This is a genomic window from Streptomyces sp. NPDC052012 (assembly GCF_040689265.1).
Lineage (GTDB): Bacteria > Actinomycetota > Actinomycetes > Streptomycetales > Streptomycetaceae > Streptomyces.
Map to the genome: position 1 here is coordinate 129413 of NZ_JBFAXA010000002.1, position 23262 is coordinate 152674.

A 23262-nucleotide genomic window follows, 5' to 3' on the forward strand; every position below is an offset into this window, starting at 1 on the left:
CCGCAGGGCCCGCCCTTCGGGCGGACGACGCGACTTTGCGGACACCCCCTAGGGACCGGGGCCGGCGTCCGGGCAGTCCCGGGAGAGCTCTGCGCGCGGTCACTCCGCCGGTCCGGTCAGGGACTGCTCGGCCCAGATGATCTTTCCGTCGGCCACGAAGCGGGTGCCCCACCGCTGGGCCAGCTGGGACACCAGCAGCAGGCCCCGGCCGCCTTCGTCCATGGCGCGCGGATGGCGCAGATGGGGCGCGGTGGCACCGCCGTCGAAGACCTCGCACACCAGCGCGCGCTCGCGGATCAGCCGCAGCCGGACCGGGCCGGTGGCGTACCGGATGGCGTTGGTGACCAGCTCGCTGACCACCAGCTCCGTGGTGAAGACCAGCTCCTGAAGGCCCCACTGCGTCAGCTGCCGGACGACCGTCCTGCGGGCCTCGGCCACGACCGCCGGGTCCGCCGGCAGGTCCCAGACGGCGACCTGCCCGGCGGCCAGCCGCTTCGTGCGCGCCATCAGCAGCGCCACGTCGTCGTACGGGCGGGCCGGGGCCAGCGCGTCCACGACCGCCCGGCACCGCCGTTCCAGCGTGGGGAACCGTTCCTCCAGTGCCGCGCGCAGCCGCTCCTGTTCGGTGCCGGCGGCGGCCTGGGCCTCGTCGTCGCGGGCCAGCAGACCGTCGGTGTGCAGCGCCAGCGTGGTGCCCTCCGCCAGGGTCAGTTCCACCGACTCGAACGGCGGGCCACCCACCCCGAGCGCCGGGCCCTGCGGCAGTTCGACGAAGCCGACCGCCCCGTCGGGCGTCACCATGGCGGGCGCGGGATGGCCCGCCGCGGCCATCGTGCACCGGCCGTCGACCGGGTCGTAGACGACGTACACACAGCCGGCCCCCACGGACTGCCCGTAGGTGCCCTCGGTCCCACCGGCGGAGCCCTCGTCCCCCGCGGAGCGGCCCACCAGGTCGTCCAGGTGCGCCAGCACCTCCTCCGGCGGCAGGTCCAGCGCGGCCAGCGTCCGCACCGCCGTCCGCAGCCGGCCCATCGCCGCGGCGGCGTCGATGCCGTGCCCGGGGACCTCCCCGACGACCAGCGCGACCCGCGCCCCGGACAGCGGGATCAGGTCGTACCAGTCGCCGCCGAGGCCCGTCAGCTCGTCGGCCGGGCGGTAGCAGGCGGACACCTCGACGGCGTCCTGCTCGGGCAGCCGGCGGGGGAGCAGGCTGCGCTGCAGGACGAGGGCGGCGTCCCGCTCCCTGGTGTAGCGGCGGGCGTTGTCCACGCAGAGGGCGGCGCGCGAGACCAGCTCCTCGGCGAGATGCGTGTCGTCCTGGTCGAAGGGCTGCCGGCGGTGGCGCCGGAAGAACGTGGTCACGCCGAGGGTGACGCCCCGGGCGCGGATCGGCACGATCATCACGCTCTGCAGACCCAGCTCCAGGAACGTGTTCTCCCGCTCGCCCGCCGTGCCCACGGCCCATTCGAGGGCGAGCGGGGTCAGCTCGTCCTGCCGCCAGGAGCGGCCCGTGGTCAGACAGCGCACCGGCGGCGAGCCGGCCAGATAGCCGGCCACCCCGCCGATCTCCACCACCGTCTGCGGCAGCTCCCCCTGCGACGCCTTCTGGCCCGCACGGCGCAGCGCCACGGTGTCGGTCTCCGCGAGCGGTCCGGGCGGCAGCTCGGCGCCCCCGAGCACGGTCTCCAGGAGATCCACGGTGACGACGTCCGCGAGCCCCGGCACGACGACGTCGGCCAGCTCCTGCGCGGTGCGCATGATGTCCAGGGACCGGCCGATGTGCTCACCGGCCCGGTCGAGCAGCGCGAGGCGCTGACGGGCGCGGTGCCGGTCGGTGATGTCGACGACCGTGTAGTACACGCCGATCGGGCGGCCCCGCTCGTCGTCGAGGCGGGTGAAGGAGAGCATGTGAGCGGTCTCGCGCAGCGGCGCCGAGCGGATGCGGCCGACGTGCTCGTAGCCGACCACCGGTTCGCCGGTGCGCAGCACGTGGCGCATCCGGGCCTCGACGGCCTCGGCGTCCAGTCCCGGCTGGACGTCGGCGAACCGCAGGCCGAGGCGCTGCTCGGCGCTGCCGCCGCCGAACTGTTCCAGCGCGGTGTTCGACCACACGAACCTCAGGTTCGTGTCCACGATCGCGATCCCGATCGGCGATCCGGCGACCATCTGCTCCAGCACCGTGCGGCTCAGGGCCCCGCCGGAGGCGCCGGCCGGCTCCGACAGCAGGACCAGCAGCGACGTACGGCCCTTGGGTTCCACCGTCGGCGTGACCCGCACGATGACACCGACGGGCCGCCCGTCGCGGTGCCGGGCCGTCAGCAGCCCGGCCCAGCCGCCGTCCACCCGGCACCGCTCGACGAGCTCCGGCACCCGCTCGGCGGCCTCGGCGGTCAGCAGCTCGGCCAGTTTCCTGCCGACCGCCTCGGACGCCGTGTACCCGAGCAGCCGCTCGGCCCGTGCGGTCCAGCCCGCCACGACGCCCTGCGGATCGAGCAACAGGGGAGCGGCGTCGGCCACGTCGAACCCCTGCCGGGCCACGTCCTGCTCCTTGTGTCCGCCCACGGCCGACCTCTCTGTCGCCTGAGAGTGGTCTACCACCTCATGCCTCAATCTTCACCCTTGCCCGGAAACGGGGCGCTTCGGGTGGGATCCGGCTGAGAGGTGCGCCGTGGGCCGACACGGCCGCAGGGACGCCGCCCACGGCCGCAGGGACACGGCGAGCGGCAGGCGCGGGCTCCGGCTCGTCAGGCTCCCTGGGCCAGCACCTTCTCCAGCGTGCCCAGGGCGCCCTGCAACTCGTCCGCCGTGATCGTCAGCGGCGGGGCCAGGCGGATGGTGGAGCCGTGGGTGTCCTTGACGAGGATGCCTTCCTGCATCAGGCGTTCGCTGATGTCGCGGCCCGTGCCGAGGGCCGGGTCGATGTCGACGCCGGCCCACAGACCGCGCGTGCGGAAGCCCACGACGCCCTTGCCGGCCAGCGACTGAAGGCCCCCGCGCAGCACCACGCCCAGCTCCGCCGCCCGGCGCTGGAACTCGCCCGTCTCCAGCAGCTCCACCACCGCCGTACCGACCGCCGCGGCCAGCGGATTGCCGCCGAACGTGGAGCCGTGCTCACCGGGGTGCAGCACCTGAAGTACCTCCCGCCGGGCCACGACCGCCGACACCGGGACGATCCCGCCGCCCAGCGCCTTGCCGAGCAGCACCACGTCCGGCACCACCGACTCGTGCTCCACCGCCAGCGTGCGACCGGTGCGGCCCAGCCCCGACTGGATCTCGTCCGCGATGAACAGGCAGCCCTTGCGGCGCGTCAGCTCCCGCACGCCCGCCAGATAGCCGTCGTCCGGAACGATCACACCCGCCTCACCCTGGATCGGCTCGATCAGCACCGCGGCCGTCGTGTCGTCGACCGCCGCCTGCATCGCCGCCAGGTCGTTGTACGGCACGATCCGGAAGCCCGGGGTGAACGGGCCGAAACCCGTCCGCGCGACCTCGTCCGTCGAGAAGCTGACGATCGTCGTCGTACGGCCGTGGAAATTGTCCGACGCGACCACGATCGTCGCCCGGTCGGCCGGGACGCCCTTCACGTCGTAGGCCCACTTGCGGGCCACCTTCACCGCGCTCTCCACCGCCTCCGCGCCGGTGTTCATCGGCAGCACCATGTCCAGACCGATCAGCGCGGCCAGCCGCTCCGCGAACTCGGCGAGACGGTCGTTGTGGAACGCGCGCGAGGTCAGCGTGAGCCGGTCCAGCTGGCGGTGCGCCGCCTCGATCAGCGCCGGGTGCCGGTGGCCGAAGTTCAGCGCCGAGTAGCCGGCCAGCATGTCGAGGTAGCGGCGGCCCTCCACGTCCTCCACCCAGGTGCCCTCCGCGCGGGCCACGACCACGGGCAGCGGGTGGTAGTTGTGCGCGAGGACCGGCTCCTCCGCGCCGATCAGCTCGGCGGACGAACGCGTACGGGCGACAGAGGTCATGAGCGGATCTCCTGAGTGCAGCACTTGATACCGCCGCCTGCCTTGTGGAACTCGGACAGATCGACGGGGACGGGAACGTAGCCGCGGTCGGCGAGCTGGGCGGCGAGGGCCGTCGCCCCCGGCGAGATGAACACATGGCGTCCGTCGGAGACGGAGTTCAGACCGAAGGCCATCGCGTCCTCCCGGGTGGCGATGACCGCGTCCGGGTACAGCCGCTCCAGGACCTCGCGGCTGCCGGGCGAGAACGCCTCCGGGTAGTACGCGACGTTCTCACCGTCCAGTACGAACAGCGCCGTGTCCAGGTGGTAGAAGTACGGTTCCACCAGCGTCAGGCTGATCACCGGCACTCCGAAGAACTCCTGCGCCTCGCGGTGCGCCTCCCGGGTGGTCCGGAATCCGGTGCCCGCGAGGATCCAGCGCCCGGCCGGCACCAGATCGCCCTCGCCCTCGCACACCGACTCGGGGTGGTGGACGTCGAAGCCCTCCGCCTTGAACCAGGTGTCGTACGGCAGGGACTCGGGGCGCCGCTCGGGCGCGTGGAACAGCGAGCCGAGCACCCGGCCCTCCACGACGACCGCCGCGTTCGCGGCGAACACCATGTCGGGCAGAGAGGGCACCGGCTCCACGGTCTCCACGGTATGACCGTGATCGCGATAGGTGTCGACGAGCGTCCGCCACTGCCGCTGGGCGAGCGAGACGTCGACGGGACGGTCGGGATCCATCCAGGGATTGATCGCGTACCGCACGGCGAAGAATCTGGGTTCACAGACGAGGTATCGCCGCCGGGACGCCACACGGGACTCGGGCACGAAGGGGTTCCTCCGCTTCCACGCGCTGTCGACTAGGGATGACTCCACGTTAGGAAGCGACCCCGAGGGGCGACAAGAAACAAGAGCTGCGTCTTCACGCAGCAATACTGCGCATCCCGACCGCTCAGCGCACGTCCGTTGCGCCGTCCGGGGCGAGCTGACTCGCGCCGGCCTCCGGACTGTCCGGCAGCAGATGGGACAGCACCATCACGCTGATCGTCTTCCGGATGAACGGCTCCGCACGGATCCGCTCCAGCACCTCCTCGAAGTGCTCCACGTCCCGCGCCCGCACATGCAGCAGCGCGTCCGCCCCGCCGGTCACCGTCATCGCCGCGGCGATCTCCGGATACGCGCGCACCACCTCCGCGAGCCGCCTCGGCGGCGCCGCGCCCTCGCAGTACACCTCGACGTACGCCTCGGTGCGCCAGCCCAGCGCCGACGGCCGCACGGTCGCCGTGAAGCCCGTGATCACCCCGGTCTCGCGCAGCCGGTCCACCCGGCGCTTGACCGCCGTCGACGACAACCCGATCGCCCCGCCGATCTCGGCGAAGGACGTCCTGGCGTTCGCCATCAGAGCGGTGACGATCTTCCGGTCGAGCTCGTCGAACGACGCGGGCCTGCTGTTCATGCGGGCACTGTATCCAGCGCGCCGCGACACCGTGTCCGGCGAGAACGCCCACGTCCGGCCATGTACCAGACGACGGCCTCGCCCCTACACTCCGCTTCATGCTGCGCGCCCTGGCCGTCGACGACGAACGTCCCTCGCTGGAGGAACTGCTGTACCTGCTGAACGCGGACCCGCGCATCGGCAGTGCCGAGGGCGCCGGCGACGCGACCGAGGCGCTGCGCCGCATCAACCGCGCCCTGGAGTCGGGACCCGACGGGCCCGAGGCCATCGACGTGGTCTTCCTCGACATCCAGATGCCCGGCCTCGACGGACTCGACCTCGCCCGGCTGCTCACCGGCTTCGCCCGGCCGCCGCTCGTCGTGTTCGTCACCGCCCACGAGGACTTCGCCGTGCGGGCCTTCGATCTCAAGGCGGTGGACTACGTCCTCAAGCCCGTGCGCAAGGAACGGCTGGCCGAAGCCGTCCGCCGGGCCGCCGCACAGCGCGGCACCGCCCCACGCATCCCGGTCAGCGAACCCGACCCGGACCACATACCCGTCGAGCTCGGCGGCGTGACCCGCTTCGTCGCCGTCGACGACATCACCCATGTCGAGGCCCAGGGCGACTACGCCCGCCTGCACACCGACAAGGGCAGCCACCTCGTCCGGATCCCGCTGTCCACCCTCGAGGAGCGCTGGCGCTCCCGCGGCTTCGTCCGCATCCACCGCCGCCATCTGGTGGCCCTGCGCCACATCGGCGAGCTGCGCCTGGACGCGGGCACCGTCAGCGTCCTGATCGGCTCCGAGGAACTGCAGGTCAGCAGGCGGCACGCCCGGGAACTGCGGGACCTGCTGATGCGCCGGACCACGAGCTAGGGGGAGACCGCATGCCCCAGGACCCCACCGAACGCCGCGTGGTCGTCACCGGCCCGCCCCGTCGCGCCGGCCGCGCCTCCGGCTACTACCGGCCGCGCACCGAGATCGACGAGCAGACCACCCTCGGCCACACCTACGTCCGCTCCCTGATGCGCACCCAGCTGCGCGCCGGACTCAGCGTCTTCGCCGTTCTCGCCCTGCTGATCGGCCCGCTCCCCCTGGTCTTCGCCGCCGCCCCCGACGCCCGCCGCCTGGAGTGGGCGGTCCTCGGCTTCGGGCTCTACGCCCCGCTGGTCCTGCTCGCCCGCTGGTACGTCCGCCGCGCCGAACGCAACGAACGCGACTTCGTACGGCTCGTCGAGGACCGCTGAGACAAGGACCGCACGGGCCGTGAACTCCAGCTACGCCGTCCCAGCCGTCGCCCTGGTCGTCCTGGCGACCGTCCTCGTGGGCGCCTTCGGCCTGCGCATATCCCGCACCACCTCCGACTTCTACGTCGCCTCCCGCACCGTCGGCCCCCGCCTCAACGCCGCCGCCATCAGCGGCGAGTACCTCTCCGCCGCCTCCTTCCTCGGCATCGCCGGGCTCGTCCTGGTCCAGGGCCCGGACATGCTCTGGTACCCGGTCGGCTACACCGCCGGCTACCTGGTGCTGCTCCTCTTCGTCGCCGCCCCGCTACGCCGCTCCGGCGCCTACACGCTGCCCGACTTCGCCGAGGCCCGGCTCGCCTCGCACGCGGTACGGCGGCTCGCGGGCGCCTTCGTGGTCGGCGTCGGCTGGCTGTATCTGCTGCCCCAGCTGCAGGGCGCCGGGCTCACCCTGAACGTCCTCACCGGGGCGCCGGACTGGCTGGGCGGGCTGATCGTCGCCGTCGTGGTGACCGTCATCGTCGCCGCGGGCGGCATGCGCAGCATCACCTTCGTGCAGGCCTTCCAGTACTGGCTCAAACTCACCGCCCTGCTCGTCCCCGCCCTCTTCCTGGTCCTCGCCTGGCAGCGTGACGGCGCCCCCAGCCACGCCTTCGACGAGCCGGCCGCCTTCCGCGAGCAGCGGGTCGTCCGCGTCGAGGACAGCCTCGACCTCCGGCTGGACAAGCCGCTGCCCGTGACCGTGGACGGCACCGTCGACGGCCGCGCCCACGACGGCACCGACCTCGTGCTCCCCTCCGGCACCCACCACATCGACAGCGGCACCCGCCTGACCTTCGCGAAGGGCACCGAGGTCCCCGCCGCCGGACGCGGCGCCGACGACGCCCTGTCCCCGTCCCGCGCCGAGTCCCGCGAGGAACGCCCGCTGTACGCCACGTACGGCCTGATCCTCGCCACCTTCTTCGGCACCATGGGCCTGCCGCACGTCGTCGTCCGCTTCTACACCAGCCCGCACGGAGTCGCCGCCCGCCGCACCACCGTCGCGGTCCTCGGCCTGATCGGCGCGTTCTACCTGCTGCCGCCCGTCTACGGCGCCCTCGGCCGCCTGTACGCCCCCGAGCTGACCCTCACCGGCAACGCCGACGCGGCCGTGCTGCTGCTGCCCGACCGGATGATCGGGGGAGTGGGCGGGGATCTGCTCGGCGCGCTGGTCGCCGGGGGCGCCTTCGCGGCCTTCCTGTCCACGGCGTCGGGGCTGACCATGGCCGTCGCCGGGGTGCTCACCCAGGACGTGCTGCCCTCCCGGGGCGTGCGGCACTTCCGGCTCGGCACGGTGCTCGCCATGGCCGTCCCGCTGGCCGCGAGCATCCTGGTCGGCGGCCTGCCCGTGGCCGACGCCGTAGGGCTCGCCTTCGCCGTGTCCGCCTCCTCGTTCTGCCCTCTGCTCGTCCTCGGCATCTGGTGGCGCAGGCTCACCCCGCCGGGCGCGGCCGCCGGGATGCTGGTGGGCGGCGGTTCCGCCTTCCTCGCGGTCGCAGCGACCATGACCGGCTACCCGGGCGAGGGCACCTGGCACGCCCTGCTCGCCTGGCCCGCCCTGTGGTCGGTGCCCCTCGGCTTCCTCACCATGATCCTCGTCTCCCTGGCCACTCCCGGCCGCGTGCCGCCCGGCACGGCGGGTGTACTCGCCCGGTTCCACCTCCCCGAGGAACTGCGCACGGAGGTGTCCGCATGAGCGGCTTCCTCGCCGGCCTCCTCGTCGCCGTACTGCCCCTGCTCGCCGCCGGCTTCTGGCTGGGCCGGCGCACCGCCCGCCCGGCCAGCCTCGCCGGACTCGGCACGCCCGTCGAGCACGCCACCTTCGAGACCCTGCACACCGCCTCCCTGGCCACACCGCCGCTGCGCGCGGGGCTCACCGAGGAGACCGCCCGCAAATCCGCCCGCAAGCTGCGCTCCCTGCTCGGCACGGACGCCCTGTGCCTCACCGACCGCGAGCGGGTCCTGGTCTGGGACGGCGTCGGCTCCCATCACCGCGGCGAGATCATGGAACGCCTCGCCGGCCCCCTCGACACCGGCCGCGGCGAGGCCTTCCCGCTCACCTGCGACACCCCCGACTGCACGGTGCGCTGGGCCGTCGTCGCCCCGCTGACCGTCGACGACCGGGTGCACGGCGCCCTCGTCGCCTGCGCGCCCCGCGAATCGGCGGTCCTGGTCCGGGCCGCCGGGGAGGTCGCCCGCTGGGTCTCGGTCCAGCTGGAGCTCGCCGACCTCGACCAGTCCCGCACCCGTCTCATCGAGGCCGAGATCAGGGCCCTGCGCGCCCAGATCTCCCCGCACTTCATCTTCAACTCGCTCGCGGTGATCGCGTCCTTCGTCCGCACCGACCCCGAGCGGGCCCGCGAGCTGCTGCTGGAGTTCGCCGACTTCACCCGCTACTCGTTCCGCCGGCACGGCGACTTCACCACCCTCGCCGACGAGCTCCACGCCATCGACCACTACCTGGCGCTGGTGCGGGCACGCTTCGGCGACCGCCTCTCCGTCACCCTCCAGATCGCCCCCGAAGTACTGCCGGTCGCCCTGCCGTTCCTGTGCCTCCAGCCCCTGGTGGAGAACGCCGTCAAGCACGGCCTGGAGGGCAAGGCGGACACATGCCACATCCAGATCACGGCGCAGGACACGGGCGCCGAGGCCCTGGTCGTCATCGAGGACGACGGCGCCGGGATGGACCCCGGCCTGCTGCGCCGCATCCTCGCCCGAGAGGTCAGCCCCACGGGCGGCATCGGCCTGTCCAACGTCGACGACCGGCTCCGTCAGGTGTACGGCGACGACTACGGCCTCGTCATCGAGACCGCCGTGGGCGCGGGCATGAAGATCACCGTCCGGCTGCCGAAATACCAGCCGGGCGTGCACTCCGCGGCGCGGCTCGGGGGATGAGGCTCAGGTGCTGCGCGTCGCGACCATACCGAGGGTGATCAGGCCCAGGACGACCCAGCCGAACCACAGCCAGCCGTTGCTGCCGAGCGCCACCGTGTAGGCCGTGACGGCGACGAGCCCGCCGACGGTGAGCACTCCCATGGTCTTCGTCGAGGTGGAACCGTTCGTGGAACCGGGCATCGCAACACCCTCCTCATGCGGTTCCCTCCATGGTGCCCCTTGGACACCGTCCGCACATGCGTTCAGACACCCAGTTTTCGCGCGGGCGGTCGGCGCACCGGTCTCGCCCGCTCAGTTTCCGCGTGCGTGCAGGGAGGCCAGGTAGGCGTTGTACGCCTCGAGCTCCTTGTCCCCGTCCCGGTCGGCCGCGCGGTCCTTGCGGCGGGCCTGCCGCTGGTCCGAGGCGTACCACTGGAACAGCAGGGCGATCAGCACCAGCACGGACGGGACCTCGCTGAACGCCCAGGCGATGCCACCGGCCGCGTTCTGGTCGGAGAGCGCGTCGATCCCGAGGGAGGCCGGCGGGTTCTCGAACGTCGAGATCATCGGCGTGGACGCCATCATCAGCGCGATGCCGAAGAACGCGTGGAACGGCATGCCCGCGAACAGCTCCAGCATCCGCATCAGATACCCCGGCCGGTGCGGACCCGGGTCCACGCCCATGATCGGCCAGAAGAACACCAGCCCGACGGCGAGGAAGTGCACCATCATCGCGATGTGCCCCACCTTGGACCCCATCAGGAAGTCGAACAGCGGGGTGAAGTACAGCCCGTACAGGCTCGCGATGAACAGCGGGATCGTGAACACCGGGTGGGTGACGATCTTCATGTACCGGCTGTGCAGCAGCATCAGCAGCAGCTCACGCGGCCCCTTGCGCCCCCGCCCCGCAGTCGGAAGCGCCCGCAGGGCCAGAGTGATGGGGGCGCCGAGCAGCACGAGGATCGGCGACACCATGCTGATCATCATGTGCTGCACCATGTGCACGCTGAACATGACCATGCCGTAGTCGTTCAGCTTGGTGCACATCATCAGCCCGACACTCAGGACCCCGAGCACGAACGCGACCGTCCGTCCGACGGGCCACTTGTCACCGCGCCGGACCAGCCGCACCACACCCCATCCGTACAGCGCCAGCGCCAGCAGACAGGCGACGAGAAAGAACGGGTCCGCCGACCAGGCGAGCCCCCGCCCCAGCGTGAACGGCGGCAGATCCATGGTCATGCCGTGCCCGCTGTGATCCATCCACCGGCTCCTGATTCGTGGGGGTTGTACGAGTCTGTCCGCCCCACAGACTACGGCGAACCCCGGCCGCCTCTGCGACCGGGGTCAGCTGCAGCGCCCCTCCAGGGGCGCGGGGAACTGCGCGATCAACCACATACGACCGTCAGCCCGCGACGAACCGCAGAACCCGAGCTCTACCCGGGACTACAACACACACTCGGCCTCGGCGTACCGCCCCTCCGGCACCGTCTTCAGCCTCTCGACGGCCTCGGCCAACGACACCATCACGATGTCCGTCCCCTTCAGCGCCGTCATCATCCCGAACTCACCCCGGTGCACGGCCTCCACCGCATGCCACCCGAAACGAGTCGCCAGCACCCGGTCGTACGCGGTCGGCGTTCCACCCCGCTGCACATGCCCCAGGATCACCGGCCGCGCCTCCTTCCCGAGCCGCGACTCCAGCTCCAGGGACAGCTGCCGCGCGATCCCCGCGAACCGCTCGTGACCGTAGATGTCCTTGCCGCCCTCGTCGAAGTCCATCGTCCCGGCCTTCGGCTTGGCCCCCTCCGCCGCGACGACGATCGCGAACCGCTTGCCCGCCGAGAACCGCTCGCCGACCTTCGCCGTCAACTCGTCGATGTCGAAGGGCCGCTCGGGCACGACGATGGCGTGGGCGCCCGCCGCCATGCCGGAGTGCAGCGCGATCCAGCCGGTGTGGCGGCCCATGACCTCCACGATCAGCACGCGCTGATGGGACTCGGCGGTGGTCTTCAGCCGGTCCAGGGCCTCGGTGGCGACGCCCACGGCCGTGTCGAAGCCGAAGGTGACGTCCGTGACCGCGATGTCGTTGTCGATGGTCTTCGGCACGCCGACTATCGGCAGACCGTTGTCGGACAGCAGCCGGGCCGCCTTGAGCGTGCCTTCCCCGCCGATCGGGATGATCGCGTCGAGGCCGAGCTCACGGACATGTCCCTTGGCTCGCTCCACACCGTCCCGCAGATGCTCGGGACGCACCCGGGAGGAGCCGAGGATCGTGCCGCCGCGGGCGAGGATGCCGCTGACCGCGTCGAGGTCGAGCTTGAGGTAGTCGCACTCCAGGAGGCCCTTCCAGCCGTCCCGGAAGCCGATGACCTCGTCGCCGTGGTCGGCGACGGCACGGTGCACGACGGACCGGATGACGGCGTTCAGGCCGGGGCAGTCGCCGCCGGACGTGAGGACACCAATGCGCATAGCCCGAAACAACCTTCTCGATGTGGGCCGGGACCGGACCGCGCTGTCCGGCTCGATCCCCGCCACCCTAGCGGCAGAAGGGGGCGGGGCCGCACCTCGCGTCCGCCTGCTGGACGACCCCGCTCACCTGTGCGGACCAGCCGTCAGACGGGCCTCGAGAACGCCGTGACGAACGCCGTCACGCAGGCTGCTGCGCAGCCGCGATGCGCTCGTTGCGCAGCGCCTCGTACCACCGGTCGTCGGTCGGCGGCAGCGCGTTGACGTCGAGCGCCAGCTTCAGCAGCAGGTCGGCGATCTGCGGATTGCGGGCCAGCACCGGACCGTGCATGTAGGTGCCGAACACCGTGTCGTTGTACGCGCCTTCCGTGCCGTCACCCGTGCCGTTGCCGTTGCCGAAACGCACCCGTGCGAACGGGCGTGCCGTCGGGCCCAGATGGGTGATGCCCTGGTGGTTCTCGAAGCCCGTCAGCGGCGGCAGCCCGAGCTGCGGGTCGATGTCGGCGAGCACGTCACCCACGCACCGGGCACCCTCACCCCGCACCGACACCACGTCGAGCAGTCCGAGACCGGGCTCGCGCTGGCCGAGGTCGTTGATGAACTCGTGACCGAGGATCTGGTAGCCGGCGCACACCGAGAACACGATCGCGCCGTTCTCCACCGCCCGGTGCAGTCCGCCGTCCCGGCGCAGCCGCTCGGCCGCGAGCCGCTGCGGACGGTCCTCGCCGCCGCCGATCAGGTAGATGTCACCGGAGGTCGGGATCGGCTGGTCGCTGCGCACGTCGAGCCGGGCCACGTCCAGGCCGCGCTGCCGCGCACGGCGCTCCACGACGAGCACGTTGCCCTGGTCGCCGTAGGTGCTGAGCAGGTCGGGGTAGATCCAGACGACCCGCAGGCTGTTGTCACTCACAAGAATCCCCTGAGTTGTCAGTTGCCGACGCGGCGGCGCAGGTCCTGGAAGGCTGTGTAGTTGGCGATGACCTCGATGCGGCCCGGCGGGCAGGCGGCCACCGCCTGGTCGAGGTTCTCGCAGACCTGGAACTGCTGGTCGGCCACCTCCAGCCGCACCGCGAGGTCCAGCCGCCGGTCGCCGATGACGCAGATCGGGTGCCCGGTGAGCCGGGTGTAGTCGACGTCCCACAGCCAGGAGGTGTCGGTGCCGTCGGCGGAGCGCGCGTTCACCGAGAGGATCACCGGGGTGGGCGGCGGGTCGATGAGCGAGAACGTCTCCAGCCAGCCGGCGGGGTTCTTGGCGAGCAGCAGCCGCAGATCCCGTCCCTGGAACTGCACGACGTCGTAGCGGCCGGCCACGGCCTGCACCTGGTACATGCGCTCCAGCGCGACCTGCGGCGGCACGCCGAACACGGCGGCGACGGCGGCGGAGCTGGCGGCGTTGGCCTTGTTGGCGCGCCCCGGCAGCTGGAGGTGGATGGGCCAGGCCGACCCGTGCGGGTCGAGCACGTGGTCGCCGGACAGTGCCCAGCTCGGCGTGGGCCGGCGGAAGCCGCACTCGCCGCAGAACCAGTCGTCACCGGGGCGCTGCATCACGCCGCCGCAGGACGGGCAGGACCAGGCGTCGTCCTTCCACATCTGCCCGGCGGCGACCCAGATCACGTTGGGCGACGAGGAGGCGGCCCATACGACCAGCGGGTCGTCGGCGTTGGCGACGATGACGGCCTTGGACCCGGCCAGCCCCTCACGCCAGTTCTCCGCGAGCATGCGGGTCTCCGCGGCGCGGTCCAGCTGGTCGCGGGAGAGGTTGAGCAGGGCGATGCACTTCGGGTCGGTGTCGCGGGCGACCCCGGCGAGGTACTTCTCGTCGACCTCGATGACGCCGAACTTCGCGTCCGAGCCACCGGCGAGCGCCGAGGTGATACCGGCCGGCATGTTGGCGCCGAGGGCGTTGGAGACCACGGGCCCCGCGGCCCGCAGCGCCTCGGCGATCAGCCGTGTCGTGGTCGTCTTGCCGTTGGTCGCCGAGACCAGCACGCAGTCCAGGTTCTGCGCGAGCCGCGCGAGGAGGTCGGGGTCGAGTTTCAGCGCCACCCGGCCGCCGATCACCGAACCGCTGCCGCGCCCGGCGGCGCGGGATGCCGCTGCGACCGCCTTGCCCGCGGTCACGGCCAGCTTGGCCCGCGGCGTGAGCGGGTCCGAGTTGCCTGCCATCAGTTCTCGATCCTCCTTGCGTACGCGCCGCGCCTTGTGCCTGACGGCCACGTGGTGTGGACCTCAGCCTATCGAGATCCATTCGCACTCCAGAACCGCGGCACCACCGTGAGACGGGCGTTGCTGGAAGGACCGTACTCTTGCCGCCATGCGACACGGCTCCATCCCCGGCGTCCACGGACGCGTGCGGCCCCTCACCCTGCTCGGCGCCCCGGTCCTGCACGCCCCCTGCCGCGAGGTCACCGACTTCGGCCCGGAACTGGCCCGCCTGGTGGAGGACTTGTTCGCGACGATGTACGCGGCGCAGGGCGTGGGCCTGGCGGCGAACCAGATCGGCGTACCGCTGCGCGTGTTCGTCTACGACTGCCCGGACGACGAGGATGTCCGGCATCTCGGACATGTGGTGAACCCGCGCCTGGTGGAGGCGGACGGAGTGGTGATCCGGGGCCCGGAGGGCTGCCTGTCCCTGCCGGGCCTGGAAGCGGGCACGGAGCGTTACGACCACGCGGTGATCGAGGGCGTCACGATGACGGGCGAGCCGGTGACGATCCACGGCACAGGCTGGTTCGCCAGATGCCTGCAACACGAGTACGACCACCTGGAGGGCAAGATCTACGCGGACCGCCTGAAGGGCTGGCGCCACCGCCGCTTGATGCGCCGAGCAAGCCGCGCCTCCTGGCACCGGCCCGGATGACCTACCTGGGGTGCGGGGCTGTCTCGATGGGCGGCTCCGCCGCGTGGGCGCGACAAGCCGCAACGCACCCGCAGCCGCCCCACCATCCTCAGAACCCCGGACCTCCGACCTTGTCCCCCGCCGCGGCAAGACGACCCCACAACAGGTCAGCCAGACTCCGCACCAACTCGGCCCGAGAACAAGGACGCTCACCGAGCCACCAGTCCCCGGCGGCATGCATCATGCCGACGATCCCGTGCCCCCACACCCGCGCCAGCTGCTGGCTTCCCGGCCCGAGATCCACCCGCTCCTCGATGACCTGCGCCAGCTCCTCACCCATCCGCCGCAGCAACGGCGCCGAGTGCTTGCCCACGTCGAACCCCTGGTCCCCCGACGACCCCTCCGCCGGATGCATCAGGAAGCGGTACACCTGAGGCCGCGCCTCGATCGCCGCGAGATACGTGTCCAGCGTGTGCTCCACCCGCTCCCGCCGCTCCGCGGGAGCGTCCAGCGCGGCCCGCAGCGAGTCGAGCAGGGCGTCGGTGTGCCGTTTCGCCAGCGCCGCGTACAACCCGCCCTTGTCACCGAAGTGCCGATAGAGAATCGGCTTCGTGATCCCCGCCTCCGCCGCGATCGCGTTCATCGACGCCTGCGGACCGTCGCGCAGCACCACCCGGTCGGCGGCCTCCAGCAACTCGCGCCGGCGGCGGTCGGCGGACCGCTGCTGATCGGTCCGCTGTGTGGTGTCCATGAGCTCTCCCCACCAGTGCTGGTTCGGTGACGCCTGCGCAAACTAACACTGCCACCGGCCCGCCCATCGAACGGGATACCGACCTGTGCTCGGGAGTTGACTTTTCCTACCCACCGGTAACAGACTGCGGTTACCGCAAGTAACACGCACGTGCGTCGCCGCTGGAGGGGACATGGCCGAGTTCACCATGGAGCTCAACGACGAACAGAAGGAGGTGCGGGACTGGCTGCACGGCTTCGCCGCCGATGTCATCCGCCCCGCGGCCGCCGAATGGGACGAGCGTGAGGAGACTCCCTGGCCGGTCATCCAGGAGGCCGCCAAGGTCGGAATCTACTCCCTCGACTTCTATGCGCAGCAGTACTTCGACCCGACCGGTCTCGGCATCCCCATGGCGATGGAGGAGCTGTTCTGGGGCGACGCGGGCATCGCCCTGTCCATCGTCGGCACCGGTCTCGCCGCCGTCGGCGTCCTCGCCAACGGCACCGAGGAGCAGATCGGCACCTGGATCCCCCAGATGTACGGCGACGCCAACGATGTCAAGGTCGCCGCGTTCTGCTCCTCCGAGCCCGACGCCGGCTCCGACGTGGCCTCCATGCGCACCCGCGCGGTGTACGACGAGGCCAAGGACGAGTGGGTGATCAACGGCACCAAGACCTGGGCGACCAACGGCGGCATCGCCAACGTCCACGTGGTGGTCGCGGTCGTCGACCCGGAGCTCGGCTCCAAGGGCCACGCCTCCTTCATCGTCCCGCCGGGCACCCCGGGTCTGTCCCAGGGCCAGAAGTTCAAGAAGCACGGCATCCGCGCCTCGCACACCGCCGAGGTCATCCTGGACAACGTGCGCGTGCCCGGCTCCTGCCTGCTCGGCGGCAAGGAGAAGCTCGACGAGCGCCTCGCCCGCGCCCGGGAGAAGGCCAGGCAGGGCGGCGAGCGTGTGAAGAACGCCGCGATGGCCACGTTCGAGGCGTCCCGTCCGGCCGTCGGCGCCATGGCGGTCGGCACCGCCCGTGCCGCGTACGAGGTGGCCCTGGAGTACGCGCAGACGCGTGAGCAGTTCGGCCGCCCGATCATCGACAACCAGGGCGTCGCCTTCCAGCTCGCCGACATGCGCACCCAGATCGACGCCGCGCGCCTCCTCGTCTGGCGTGCCTCCTGGATGGCGATCAACGGCAGGCCGTTCACGGCGGCCGAGGGCTCGATGTCCAAGCTGTTCGCCAGCGAGACGGCGAAGAAGGTCACGGCCCAGGCGATCCAGATCCTCGGCGGCAACGGCTACACCCGCGAGTACCCGGTGGAGCGGATGCACCGCGACAGCGCGATCTACACGATCTTCGAGGGCACGAGCGAGATCCAGCGTCTCGTCATCGCCCGCACCCTGTCGGGCATGCCGATCCGCTGAACGGCGCGACAAGGGGCGACCCGCCGGTCCCGCCGGGTTGCCCCTTCCCGGCCGTCGGGGAACCCTCATGGGTGACCGACGCGACGGAGGACGCGATGACACGCACGGCTCGGGACCTGCTGGAGACGATCACCGGGGAGCTCGCCCCCGACCCGCGGTCCAATCCCCTGGTGCCGCTGATCGCCTCGGGAGAGGCGGACCGGGACGTCCTGGCCGTGCTCGCCCTGGAACAGATGTGGGTGATCCCCGCCGACCGCCGTGCGTTCCTGCAGCTGGCCCTGCGGTCCACGGCGGAGCCGGAGGCCGACGCCTTCTTCACCGCCCTCGCCCAGGGCGAGGCTCTGGCCCAGGAGCGGCTGGGGACGTTCGCCGCCGCGTGCGGCGTCGACGAGGCCCGCGCGTCCGCGTACACCCCCTTGCCGGGCTGCCAGGCGTACCCCGCCTACGTCGCCTGGCTGGCCCTGAACGCCGCACCGGCCGACGCCGTCCTGGCCCTGACCGCCAACTTCTCGGCGTGGGGCGGCTACTGCGCGACGATCGCCGGAGCCCTGCGCATCCACTACGGCTTCTCCGACGAGGCGTGCGCCTTCTTCGACTTCTTCGCCGAACCGGCCCCCGACCTGGACCGCACGGCCGAGGCCGCGGTCCGGGCGGCCCTGGACGCCGGCCGCCTGGACGAGAACCGCGCACGCGCGTACGGCCACCTGCTGCAGAGCTACGAGTCGCTGTTCTGGCGGACCCTCCACCGGCCGGCCTGACAACGCACGGCTACGGGGCTCCGCCGCTGCTGTGCGCGATGCACGCCACGTCGATCCGGTCGGCCAGCTTGGCCAGCTCGATGGTGAGCGCCGCCACCGTGTCCTCGTCGAGCCCTTCCTCCCCGGCCTCGACCAGACGCACCCACCGTCCGCCCACCGTCCGCAGCAGCTTGCTGACATCGGCCGCAGCCACCTGCAAGGTCCCGCGGTCGTCGACGATCAGAGGCAGAGTCACTTCGCGGTTCACAGATCGGATCGTAGCCCCGGAAGCATCACGCACCCTGCCAAACCGTGGTGATGTTGCAGAACTCGCGGATTCCGTGCCCGGACAGCTCACGTCCGTACCCCGACCGCTTGACCCCGCCGAACGGGAACGCCGGATGCGACGCCGTCATCCCGTTCACAAACACGCTCCCCGCCTCCAGATCCCGTACGAACCGGTCGACTTCCGCCTCGTCCCGCGTCCACACGTTCGAACTCAGCCCGAACAGGGAGTCGTTGGCTATCAGCACCGCCTCGTCCAGGTCCGCCGCCCGGTACAGCGTGGCGACCGGGCCGAACGCCTCCTCACGGTGGATGCGCATCTCCCGGTCGATCCCCGCCAGGACCGTCGGCGGGTAGTACCAGCCCGGTCCCTCGGGCCGCTCGCCGCCGCACAGCACGCTCGCGCCGCCCCGCACCGCGTCGTCGACCAGCTCCTCCAGATCCTGGCGGCCCTGCTCGCTCGCCAGCGGCCCGACGTCCGTGCCCTCGTCCAGCGGGTCGCCCACCTTCAGCGCCTTCATGCCCTCGGTGAAGCGCTCGGCGAAGGCGTCGTAGACGTCCGTGTGCACGATGAACCGCTTCGCGGCGATGCAGGACTGCCCGTTGTTCTGCACCCGGGCGGTCACCGCGACCTCGGCGGCCCGGTCCACGTCGGCCGACGGCATGACGATGTACGGGTCGCTGCCGCCCAGCTCCAGCACCGTCTTCTTGATCATCTCGCCGGCCGTGGAGGCGACGGCCCGTCCCGCGGGCTCGCTGCCGGTGAGGGTGGCCGCCTTGACCCGCTCGTCCCGCAGGATCTCGTCGACCGCGCCGGAGCCGATGAGCAGCGTCTGGAAGCAGCCCTCGGTGAAGCCCGCGCGGTGGAAGAGGTCCTCCAGGTACAGGGCGGTCTGCGGCACGTTCGAGGCGTGCTTGAGCAGGCCCACGTTGCCCGCCATCAGCGCCGGCGCGGCGAACCGCACCACCTGCCACAGCGGGAAGTTCCACGGCATCACCGCGAGCACCGGGCCGAGCGGCCGGTAGCGCACCACGGCCCGGGAGGCACCGGAGTCCTTCACGTCGGACGCGTCGGGCTCCTCGTCGGCGAGGAGCCGCGCCGCGCGGTCGGCGTACCAGCGCATCGCCTTGGCGCACTTGGAGGCCTCCGCGCGGGCCTGCTTGACCGGCTTGCCCATCTCGGTGGTCATCACCCGGGCGATGCTCTGCTGGTCCTCGTCGAGCAGGTCGGCGGCGCGGCGCAGCAGGGCGGCCCGCTTGTCGAAGCTCGTCGTCCGGTACGTACGGAACGTGGCCTCGGCGAGCTGGAGCCGGCGCTCGATCTCCTCCTCGCCCATGGCCTCGTACGTCTTGAGCGTCTCGCCGTTCGCCGGGTTCACCGTTGCGATGGGCATGGCCGACCTCCCTCGGGACTGTGCGTTTCGACCTTCCCGCGCGGTCGTGGGCGGCGCAACGCGGGAGGGCTCCTCAGGGCGAGTGCTCCGCCAAGCGGTCGAGAAACGCCGACTGCGCCTTGACGATCACCTCACGGGCCCGGTCCAGGGCGAGCCACTCCACCCGGTCCAGCTCGGGGAACTCCTGGATGCGCCCCGACTTCGGCGGCCACTCCATCTCGAACGTGCCCGGCACCACCGTCGCGGGGTCGAGATCGGCCTCCAAGGCCCACGCCGTGACGATCTTGCCGCCGGACTGCCGGACCTCCCCGAGCGGTACGGCCTGCCCGTCGGGCGGCTCGAGGCCCAGTTCCTCCCGGAACTCCCGCAGGGCCGCCTCCCAGGCCGGTTCGGCCGGGTCGTACTCGCCCTTGATCACGGTCCAGGCACCGGTCTGCCTGCGGGCGAAGAACGGGCCGCCCATATGACCGAGCAAGACCTCCAGGCCCTGATCGGTGTGCCGGAACAACAGCAGTCCGGCGCTGCGGGGGCCCGTCACGGCCGTACCTCCGGGTGCGCGGCCAGCAGGGACTCGACCGTGTCCGCCTCCTCGGGACGCTTGTCCTCGCGGTAGCGGACCACGCGTGCGAAGCGCAGCGTGACGCCGGCCGGGTAGCGGGTGGAGCGCTGCAGGCCGTCGTAGGCGATCTCCACGACGAGTTCGGGCCGCACGGTCACGACGTACCCGCTGTCGTCGACGGCCAGCTCCCGCAACCGCTCGGTCTGCCAGGTCAGCATCGCGTCGGTCATGCCCTTGAAGGTCTTGCCGAGCATCGCGAAGGAGCCGTCGGCGGTGCGCGCGCCCAGGTGCAGATTGGACAGCTTGCCGGTGCGGCGGCCGTGACCCCACTCGGCGGCCAGCACCACCAGGTCGAGCGTGTGCACGGGCTTGACCTTCAGCCAGGAAGCCCCGCGCCGGCCCGCGCTGTAGGGGGCGTCGAGCCCTTTGACCACGACGCCCTCGTGGCCGCGCTTCAGGGTCTCGGCGAGGAACTCCTCCGCCTCGGACACGTCGTCCGGTCCGGACACGACCGTGCGCCGCACCCGCATCGGCTCCGGGACGAGCCGCGCCAGCTCCGCGTGCCGCTCGGTGAACGGCAGGTCCAGCAGGTCGCGGCCGTCGACGGACAGCGCGTCGAAGAAGACGGGCGAGACGGGCACCTCGCGGGCGGCCGTGGTCACGTCCACCCGCGAACCGACCCGGCCGGCGGTCTCCTGGAAGGAGCGGGGGCGGCCCTCGGCGTCGAAGGAGATGACCTCGCCGTCCAGGATGAACCGCTCGCCCCGCAACTCCCGTGCCGCCCGGGTCACTTCCGGCAGCCGGTCGGTGATGTCGTCCAGGGTGCGGGTGTGCACGCGCACGGTGTCGCCGTCACGGTGCACCTGGACCCGGATGCCGTCCAGTTTCTCCTCGACCGCGCAGGCCCCCAGCTTCTCCACCGCCTCGGCGACCGAGGAGGCGCTGTGCGCCAGCATCGGCAGCACCGGACGGCCGACCGTGAGCCGGAACCGCTCCAGCGCCTCCGGCCCGTGGGCCAGCAGCGCCTCGGCCACCGTCTGCAGCGAGCCCGCGAGCATCACCGCCCGCCGTACCGCGTCCGGGGGCGCCCCCGTCGCCTGCGCCAGCCCCTCCACCGCGACCGCGTCCAGGGCGCCCTGCCGCACCTCGCCGGTGATCAGCCCGAACAGGAACCGCTGCTCGTCCTCGGTGGCGGCGCCCATCAACTCCCCGACCAGCCGGGCCCGCTCGGCCTGCGACCCCGGCCCGGCCACCTTGCCGAGCGTGGTGAGCAGGGCGTCGACCTCGCGCACGGTGAGCGTGGGCTCGGCGGCCGGGGCGACCGGGCGGCTCAGCACCTTCCAGCCCACCCCGAGCCGCCCCTGCGGCAGCCGGCCCGCCAGATACGGGATGACGATCGGCACGTCCTCCGCCTCCGCCTCCCGGAACAGCTCGGCGAGCAGGGCGATCTTCCGGGACCGCGCCGAGGTGGCGGCGACCTCCTGGGACACACGGGCCAGCCGGGTCAGCAGCATGCAGCCATGGTGCTACGGAGGCGTGCGCTCCACACCCGGACCGCTACACGCCGGCGTCCAGTTCGCTCATCAGCAGGTCGCCCACGATCGCCGCCGCGGCCCGGTAGCCCCCGCTCGCCGCGTGGATCACCTGCTCGGCGAAACCGATCGCGTTGCCCGCCGCCCACACGCCCGGCACCGTGGTCAGCCCGGTCGCGTCGACCACCGGGTAGGCCCCGAACGGGGTCTCGTTCATCTCGGCGCCCAGCTTCCGCAGCAGGCCCGTCTGCGGGACCGGGCGCGGGCCGACATAGAGGACCGACCGGGCGTGGAGGGAACCGTCGGCGAGACGGACCCCGGTGAGCCGGTCGCCGTCGATGACCAGCCCGGCGACCTCGCCGGGCACCACGTCGACCCCGGCGGCGGCGAGCCGGCGCAGGTCCTGGTCGGACAGCTCCTCCTCGGCGACGGTGTGCAGGAAGAAGGTCACGTCCTTGGACCACTGCGACACCATCAGCGCCTGGTGCACGCTCGCCGCGCCGGACGCGAGCACGCCGAACGGCTCGTCCCGCACCTCCCAGCCGTGGCAGAACGGGCAGTGCAGCACGTCCCGCCCGAACCGCTCGGCGACGCCCGGGACGTCGGGCAGCTCGTCCTCGAGCCCGGTCGCGACGACCAGGCGGCGGGCGCGCACCTCGCGTCCCCCGTCCAGGACGACGGTGAAGTCCGCGCCCTCGGTCACGTCGGTCACCCGGTCCCGGACCAGCTCGACGCCGTACCGGGCGATCTCCTCCCGGCCCACCGCGAGGAACTCGGCCGGTGACATCCCGTCCCGCGACAGATAGCCCTGCATGTGCGACGAGGGCGCGTTGCGCGGCTCGCCCGCGTCCACGACCAGCGTCCGGCGCCTGGCCCGGCCCAGCACCAGCGCGGCGGACAGCCCGGCCGCGCCGCCCCCGACGACCACCACGTCGTAGCGATCGTTCCCGTACTGCTCGTTCCCGTTGCTCTCGGTCACGTCGACCACCTCCACGCCCGACGGTCGCTCAGCGACTGCCGGATTGACAAACTTCTTTGCCGAAACTGCAATGTCCACATGACGACGGACGACGTTCTCGCGGAAGTGGGCCCCCGGCTGCGCCGGATCAGGAAGGAGCGGGAGGTCACCCTCGCCGCGCTGTCCGAGGCGACCGGGATCTCCGTCAGCACCCTGTCGCGGCTGGAGTCCGGGCTGCGCAGGCCCAGCCTGGAGCTGCTGCTGCCGATCGCCAGGGCGCACCAGGTGGCACTGGACGAACTGGTCGGTGCGCCCCCGGTGGGGGACCCGAGGGTGCCGACGAGACCGCTGGTGCGGCACGGGCGCACCTACTGGCCGCTCACCCGGCAGCCCGGTGGCCTCCAGGCCTACAAGGTGCTGGTGCCGCAGGGCGCGGAGGAGCCGGAGCCGCGCACGCACGAGGGCTACGAGTGGCTGTACGTGCTGTCCGGGCGGCTGCGGGTCGTGCTGGGCGAGCACGACGTGGTGATGACGGCGGGGGAGGCCGCGGAGTTCGACACGCGCGTGCCGCACTGGTTCGGCTCGACGGGGGAGGGGTCGGTGGAGTTCCTCAGTCTGTTCGGGCCGCAGGGCGAGCGGATGCATGTGCGGGCGCGGCCGAAGCGGGCGGGAGATGCCTGACCTGCCTGTTCCGTGAGTGACGCGTCTTACTCGCGTCCGAGGTGCCTCCGGCTGTTCCCTCATCGGCAAGCGACCGCTTAGTATGCGAACCGACCCCGGTCAGACGAAGCAGTCC

At 71.9% G+C, this 23262-nt stretch carries 23 protein-coding genes; 8 read left to right on the forward strand and 15 right to left on the reverse strand.

Annotated elements, in window-relative coordinates; translation table 11 throughout:
- Positions 1-99: 99 nt before the first annotated feature.
- From AB0412_RS04295 to AB0412_RS04310, 4 genes are all read right to left on the reverse strand, one after another.
- Entirely contained in the window at positions 100-2562 is a 2463-nt protein-coding gene (locus AB0412_RS04295) for a SpoIIE family protein phosphatase (RefSeq protein ID WP_366400942.1), read from the reverse strand.
- 182 nt (positions 2563-2744) lie between these two features.
- The gene (gene rocD / locus AB0412_RS04300; protein ID WP_366400943.1) at positions 2745-3971 is read right to left on the reverse strand and encodes an ornithine--oxo-acid transaminase; all 1227 of its coding nucleotides are present in this window, start codon (positions 3969-3971) and stop codon (positions 2745-2747) included.
- Complete coding sequence (gene ddaH, locus AB0412_RS04305) at positions 3968-4780, reverse strand: dimethylargininase (protein ID WP_366400944.1); 813 nt, start codon at positions 4778-4780, stop codon at positions 3968-3970. Before ddaH ends, rocD begins: the two co-directional genes overlap by 4 nt.
- 124 nt (positions 4781-4904) lie before the next feature.
- Positions 4905-5408, reverse strand: coding sequence for an Lrp/AsnC family transcriptional regulator (locus tag AB0412_RS04310; protein WP_366400945.1), 504 nt, complete (start codon positions 5406-5408; stop codon positions 4905-4907).
- A gap of 98 nt (positions 5409-5506) precedes the next feature.
- Here AB0412_RS04310 and AB0412_RS04315 point away from each other — a divergent pair, with 98 nt between their 5' ends.
- The 4 genes from AB0412_RS04315 to AB0412_RS04330 are packed head-to-tail and all read left to right on the forward strand — an operon-like array spanning position 5507 to position 9564.
- Positions 5507-6262, forward strand: coding sequence for a LytTR family DNA-binding domain-containing protein (locus tag AB0412_RS04315; RefSeq protein WP_260825475.1), 756 nt, complete (start codon positions 5507-5509; stop codon positions 6260-6262).
- Positions 6263-6273: 11 nt separating this feature from the next.
- Positions 6274-6633 (forward strand): hypothetical protein, encoded by a 360-nt coding sequence (locus AB0412_RS04320; RefSeq protein WP_366400946.1) that lies wholly within the window; start codon positions 6274-6276, stop codon positions 6631-6633.
- A 19-nt stretch (positions 6634-6652) separates the two neighbouring features.
- Positions 6653-8365 carry a cation acetate symporter gene (locus tag AB0412_RS04325; RefSeq protein WP_366400947.1) on the forward strand — a complete coding sequence of 571 codons (1713 nt, stop codon included), beginning with the start codon at positions 6653-6655 and terminating at the stop codon, positions 8363-8365.
- Positions 8362-9564: a histidine kinase gene (locus AB0412_RS04330; RefSeq protein ID WP_366400948.1), complete on the forward strand. Its 1203-nt coding sequence runs from the start codon at positions 8362-8364 to the stop codon at positions 9562-9564. The genes AB0412_RS04325 and AB0412_RS04330 overlap by 4 nt, the downstream gene beginning before the upstream one ends.
- 3 nt (positions 9565-9567) lie before the next feature.
- On the opposite strand, the gene AB0412_RS04335 is transcribed toward AB0412_RS04330, so the two are convergent.
- From AB0412_RS04335 to AB0412_RS04355, 5 genes are all read right to left on the reverse strand, one after another.
- Positions 9568-9744, reverse strand: a complete 177-nt coding sequence (locus AB0412_RS04335; protein ID WP_030865508.1) for a membrane protein — start codon at positions 9742-9744, stop codon at positions 9568-9570.
- Between the two features lie 111 nt (positions 9745-9855).
- The gene (locus tag AB0412_RS04340) at positions 9856-10806 is read right to left on the reverse strand and encodes a cytochrome c oxidase assembly protein (protein ID WP_366400949.1); all 951 of its coding nucleotides are present in this window, start codon (positions 10804-10806) and stop codon (positions 9856-9858) included.
- A 183-nt stretch (positions 10807-10989) separates the two neighbouring features.
- On the reverse strand, positions 10990-12015 hold the full coding sequence (locus AB0412_RS04345; protein ID WP_366400950.1) for a 6-phosphofructokinase: 1026 nt from the start codon (positions 12013-12015) through the stop codon (positions 10990-10992).
- Between the two features lie 178 nt (positions 12016-12193).
- Complete coding sequence (locus AB0412_RS04350; RefSeq protein ID WP_366400951.1) at positions 12194-12922, reverse strand: glutamine amidotransferase; 729 nt, start codon at positions 12920-12922, stop codon at positions 12194-12196.
- A gap of 17 nt (positions 12923-12939) precedes the next feature.
- Entirely contained in the window at positions 12940-14178 is a 1239-nt protein-coding gene (locus AB0412_RS04355) for a MurT ligase domain-containing protein (protein ID WP_366400952.1), read from the reverse strand.
- Between the two features lie 148 nt (positions 14179-14326).
- Between AB0412_RS04355 and def the strand changes: the two genes are divergently transcribed.
- A complete protein-coding gene (gene def, locus AB0412_RS04360; protein ID WP_366400953.1) occupies positions 14327-14872 on the forward strand; it encodes a peptide deformylase in 546 nt (181 codons plus the stop codon).
- Positions 14873-14960: 88 nt separating this feature from the next.
- On the opposite strand, the gene AB0412_RS04365 is transcribed toward def, so the two are convergent.
- A complete protein-coding gene (locus AB0412_RS04365) occupies positions 14961-15602 on the reverse strand; it encodes a TetR family transcriptional regulator (protein WP_366400954.1) in 642 nt (213 codons plus the stop codon).
- A gap of 172 nt (positions 15603-15774) precedes the next feature.
- On the opposite strand from AB0412_RS04365, the gene AB0412_RS04370 reads away from it, so the two are divergent.
- Positions 15775-17001 carry an acyl-CoA dehydrogenase family protein gene (locus AB0412_RS04370; RefSeq protein ID WP_366400955.1) on the forward strand — a complete coding sequence of 409 codons (1227 nt, stop codon included), beginning with the start codon at positions 15775-15777 and terminating at the stop codon, positions 16999-17001.
- Between the two features lie 95 nt (positions 17002-17096).
- Positions 17097-17759 carry a transcriptional regulator gene (locus AB0412_RS04375; protein ID WP_366400956.1) on the forward strand — a complete coding sequence of 221 codons (663 nt, stop codon included), beginning with the start codon at positions 17097-17099 and terminating at the stop codon, positions 17757-17759.
- A gap of 10 nt (positions 17760-17769) precedes the next feature.
- Here the strand turns inward: AB0412_RS04375 and AB0412_RS04380 are convergent, their stop codons facing one another.
- The 5 genes from AB0412_RS04380 to AB0412_RS04400 all read right to left on the reverse strand — a co-directional run bounded on the left by AB0412_RS04380 (position 17770) and on the right by AB0412_RS04400 (position 22496).
- Complete coding sequence (locus AB0412_RS04380) at positions 17770-18006, reverse strand: DUF6213 family protein (protein WP_142196766.1); 237 nt, start codon at positions 18004-18006, stop codon at positions 17770-17772.
- Between the two features lie 25 nt (positions 18007-18031).
- Positions 18032-19417, reverse strand: a complete 1386-nt coding sequence (locus tag AB0412_RS04385) for an NADP-dependent succinic semialdehyde dehydrogenase (RefSeq protein WP_366400957.1) — start codon at positions 19415-19417, stop codon at positions 18032-18034.
- A 73-nt stretch (positions 19418-19490) separates the two neighbouring features.
- The gene (locus tag AB0412_RS04390; protein WP_366400958.1) at positions 19491-19955 is read right to left on the reverse strand and encodes an NUDIX domain-containing protein; all 465 of its coding nucleotides are present in this window, start codon (positions 19953-19955) and stop codon (positions 19491-19493) included.
- Positions 19952-21490: an ATP-dependent DNA ligase gene (locus AB0412_RS04395; protein WP_366400959.1), complete on the reverse strand. Its 1539-nt coding sequence runs from the start codon at positions 21488-21490 to the stop codon at positions 19952-19954. The genes AB0412_RS04390 and AB0412_RS04395 overlap by 4 nt, the downstream gene beginning before the upstream one ends.
- 43 nt (positions 21491-21533) lie before the next feature.
- Positions 21534-22496, reverse strand: coding sequence for an NAD(P)/FAD-dependent oxidoreductase (locus AB0412_RS04400; RefSeq protein ID WP_366401486.1), 963 nt, complete (start codon positions 22494-22496; stop codon positions 21534-21536).
- Positions 22497-22565: 69 nt separating this feature from the next.
- Between AB0412_RS04400 and AB0412_RS04405 the strand changes: the two genes are divergently transcribed.
- On the forward strand, positions 22566-23147 hold the full coding sequence (locus tag AB0412_RS04405; RefSeq protein ID WP_366400960.1) for an XRE family transcriptional regulator: 582 nt from the start codon (positions 22566-22568) through the stop codon (positions 23145-23147).
- Positions 23148-23262 lie beyond the last annotated feature (115 nt).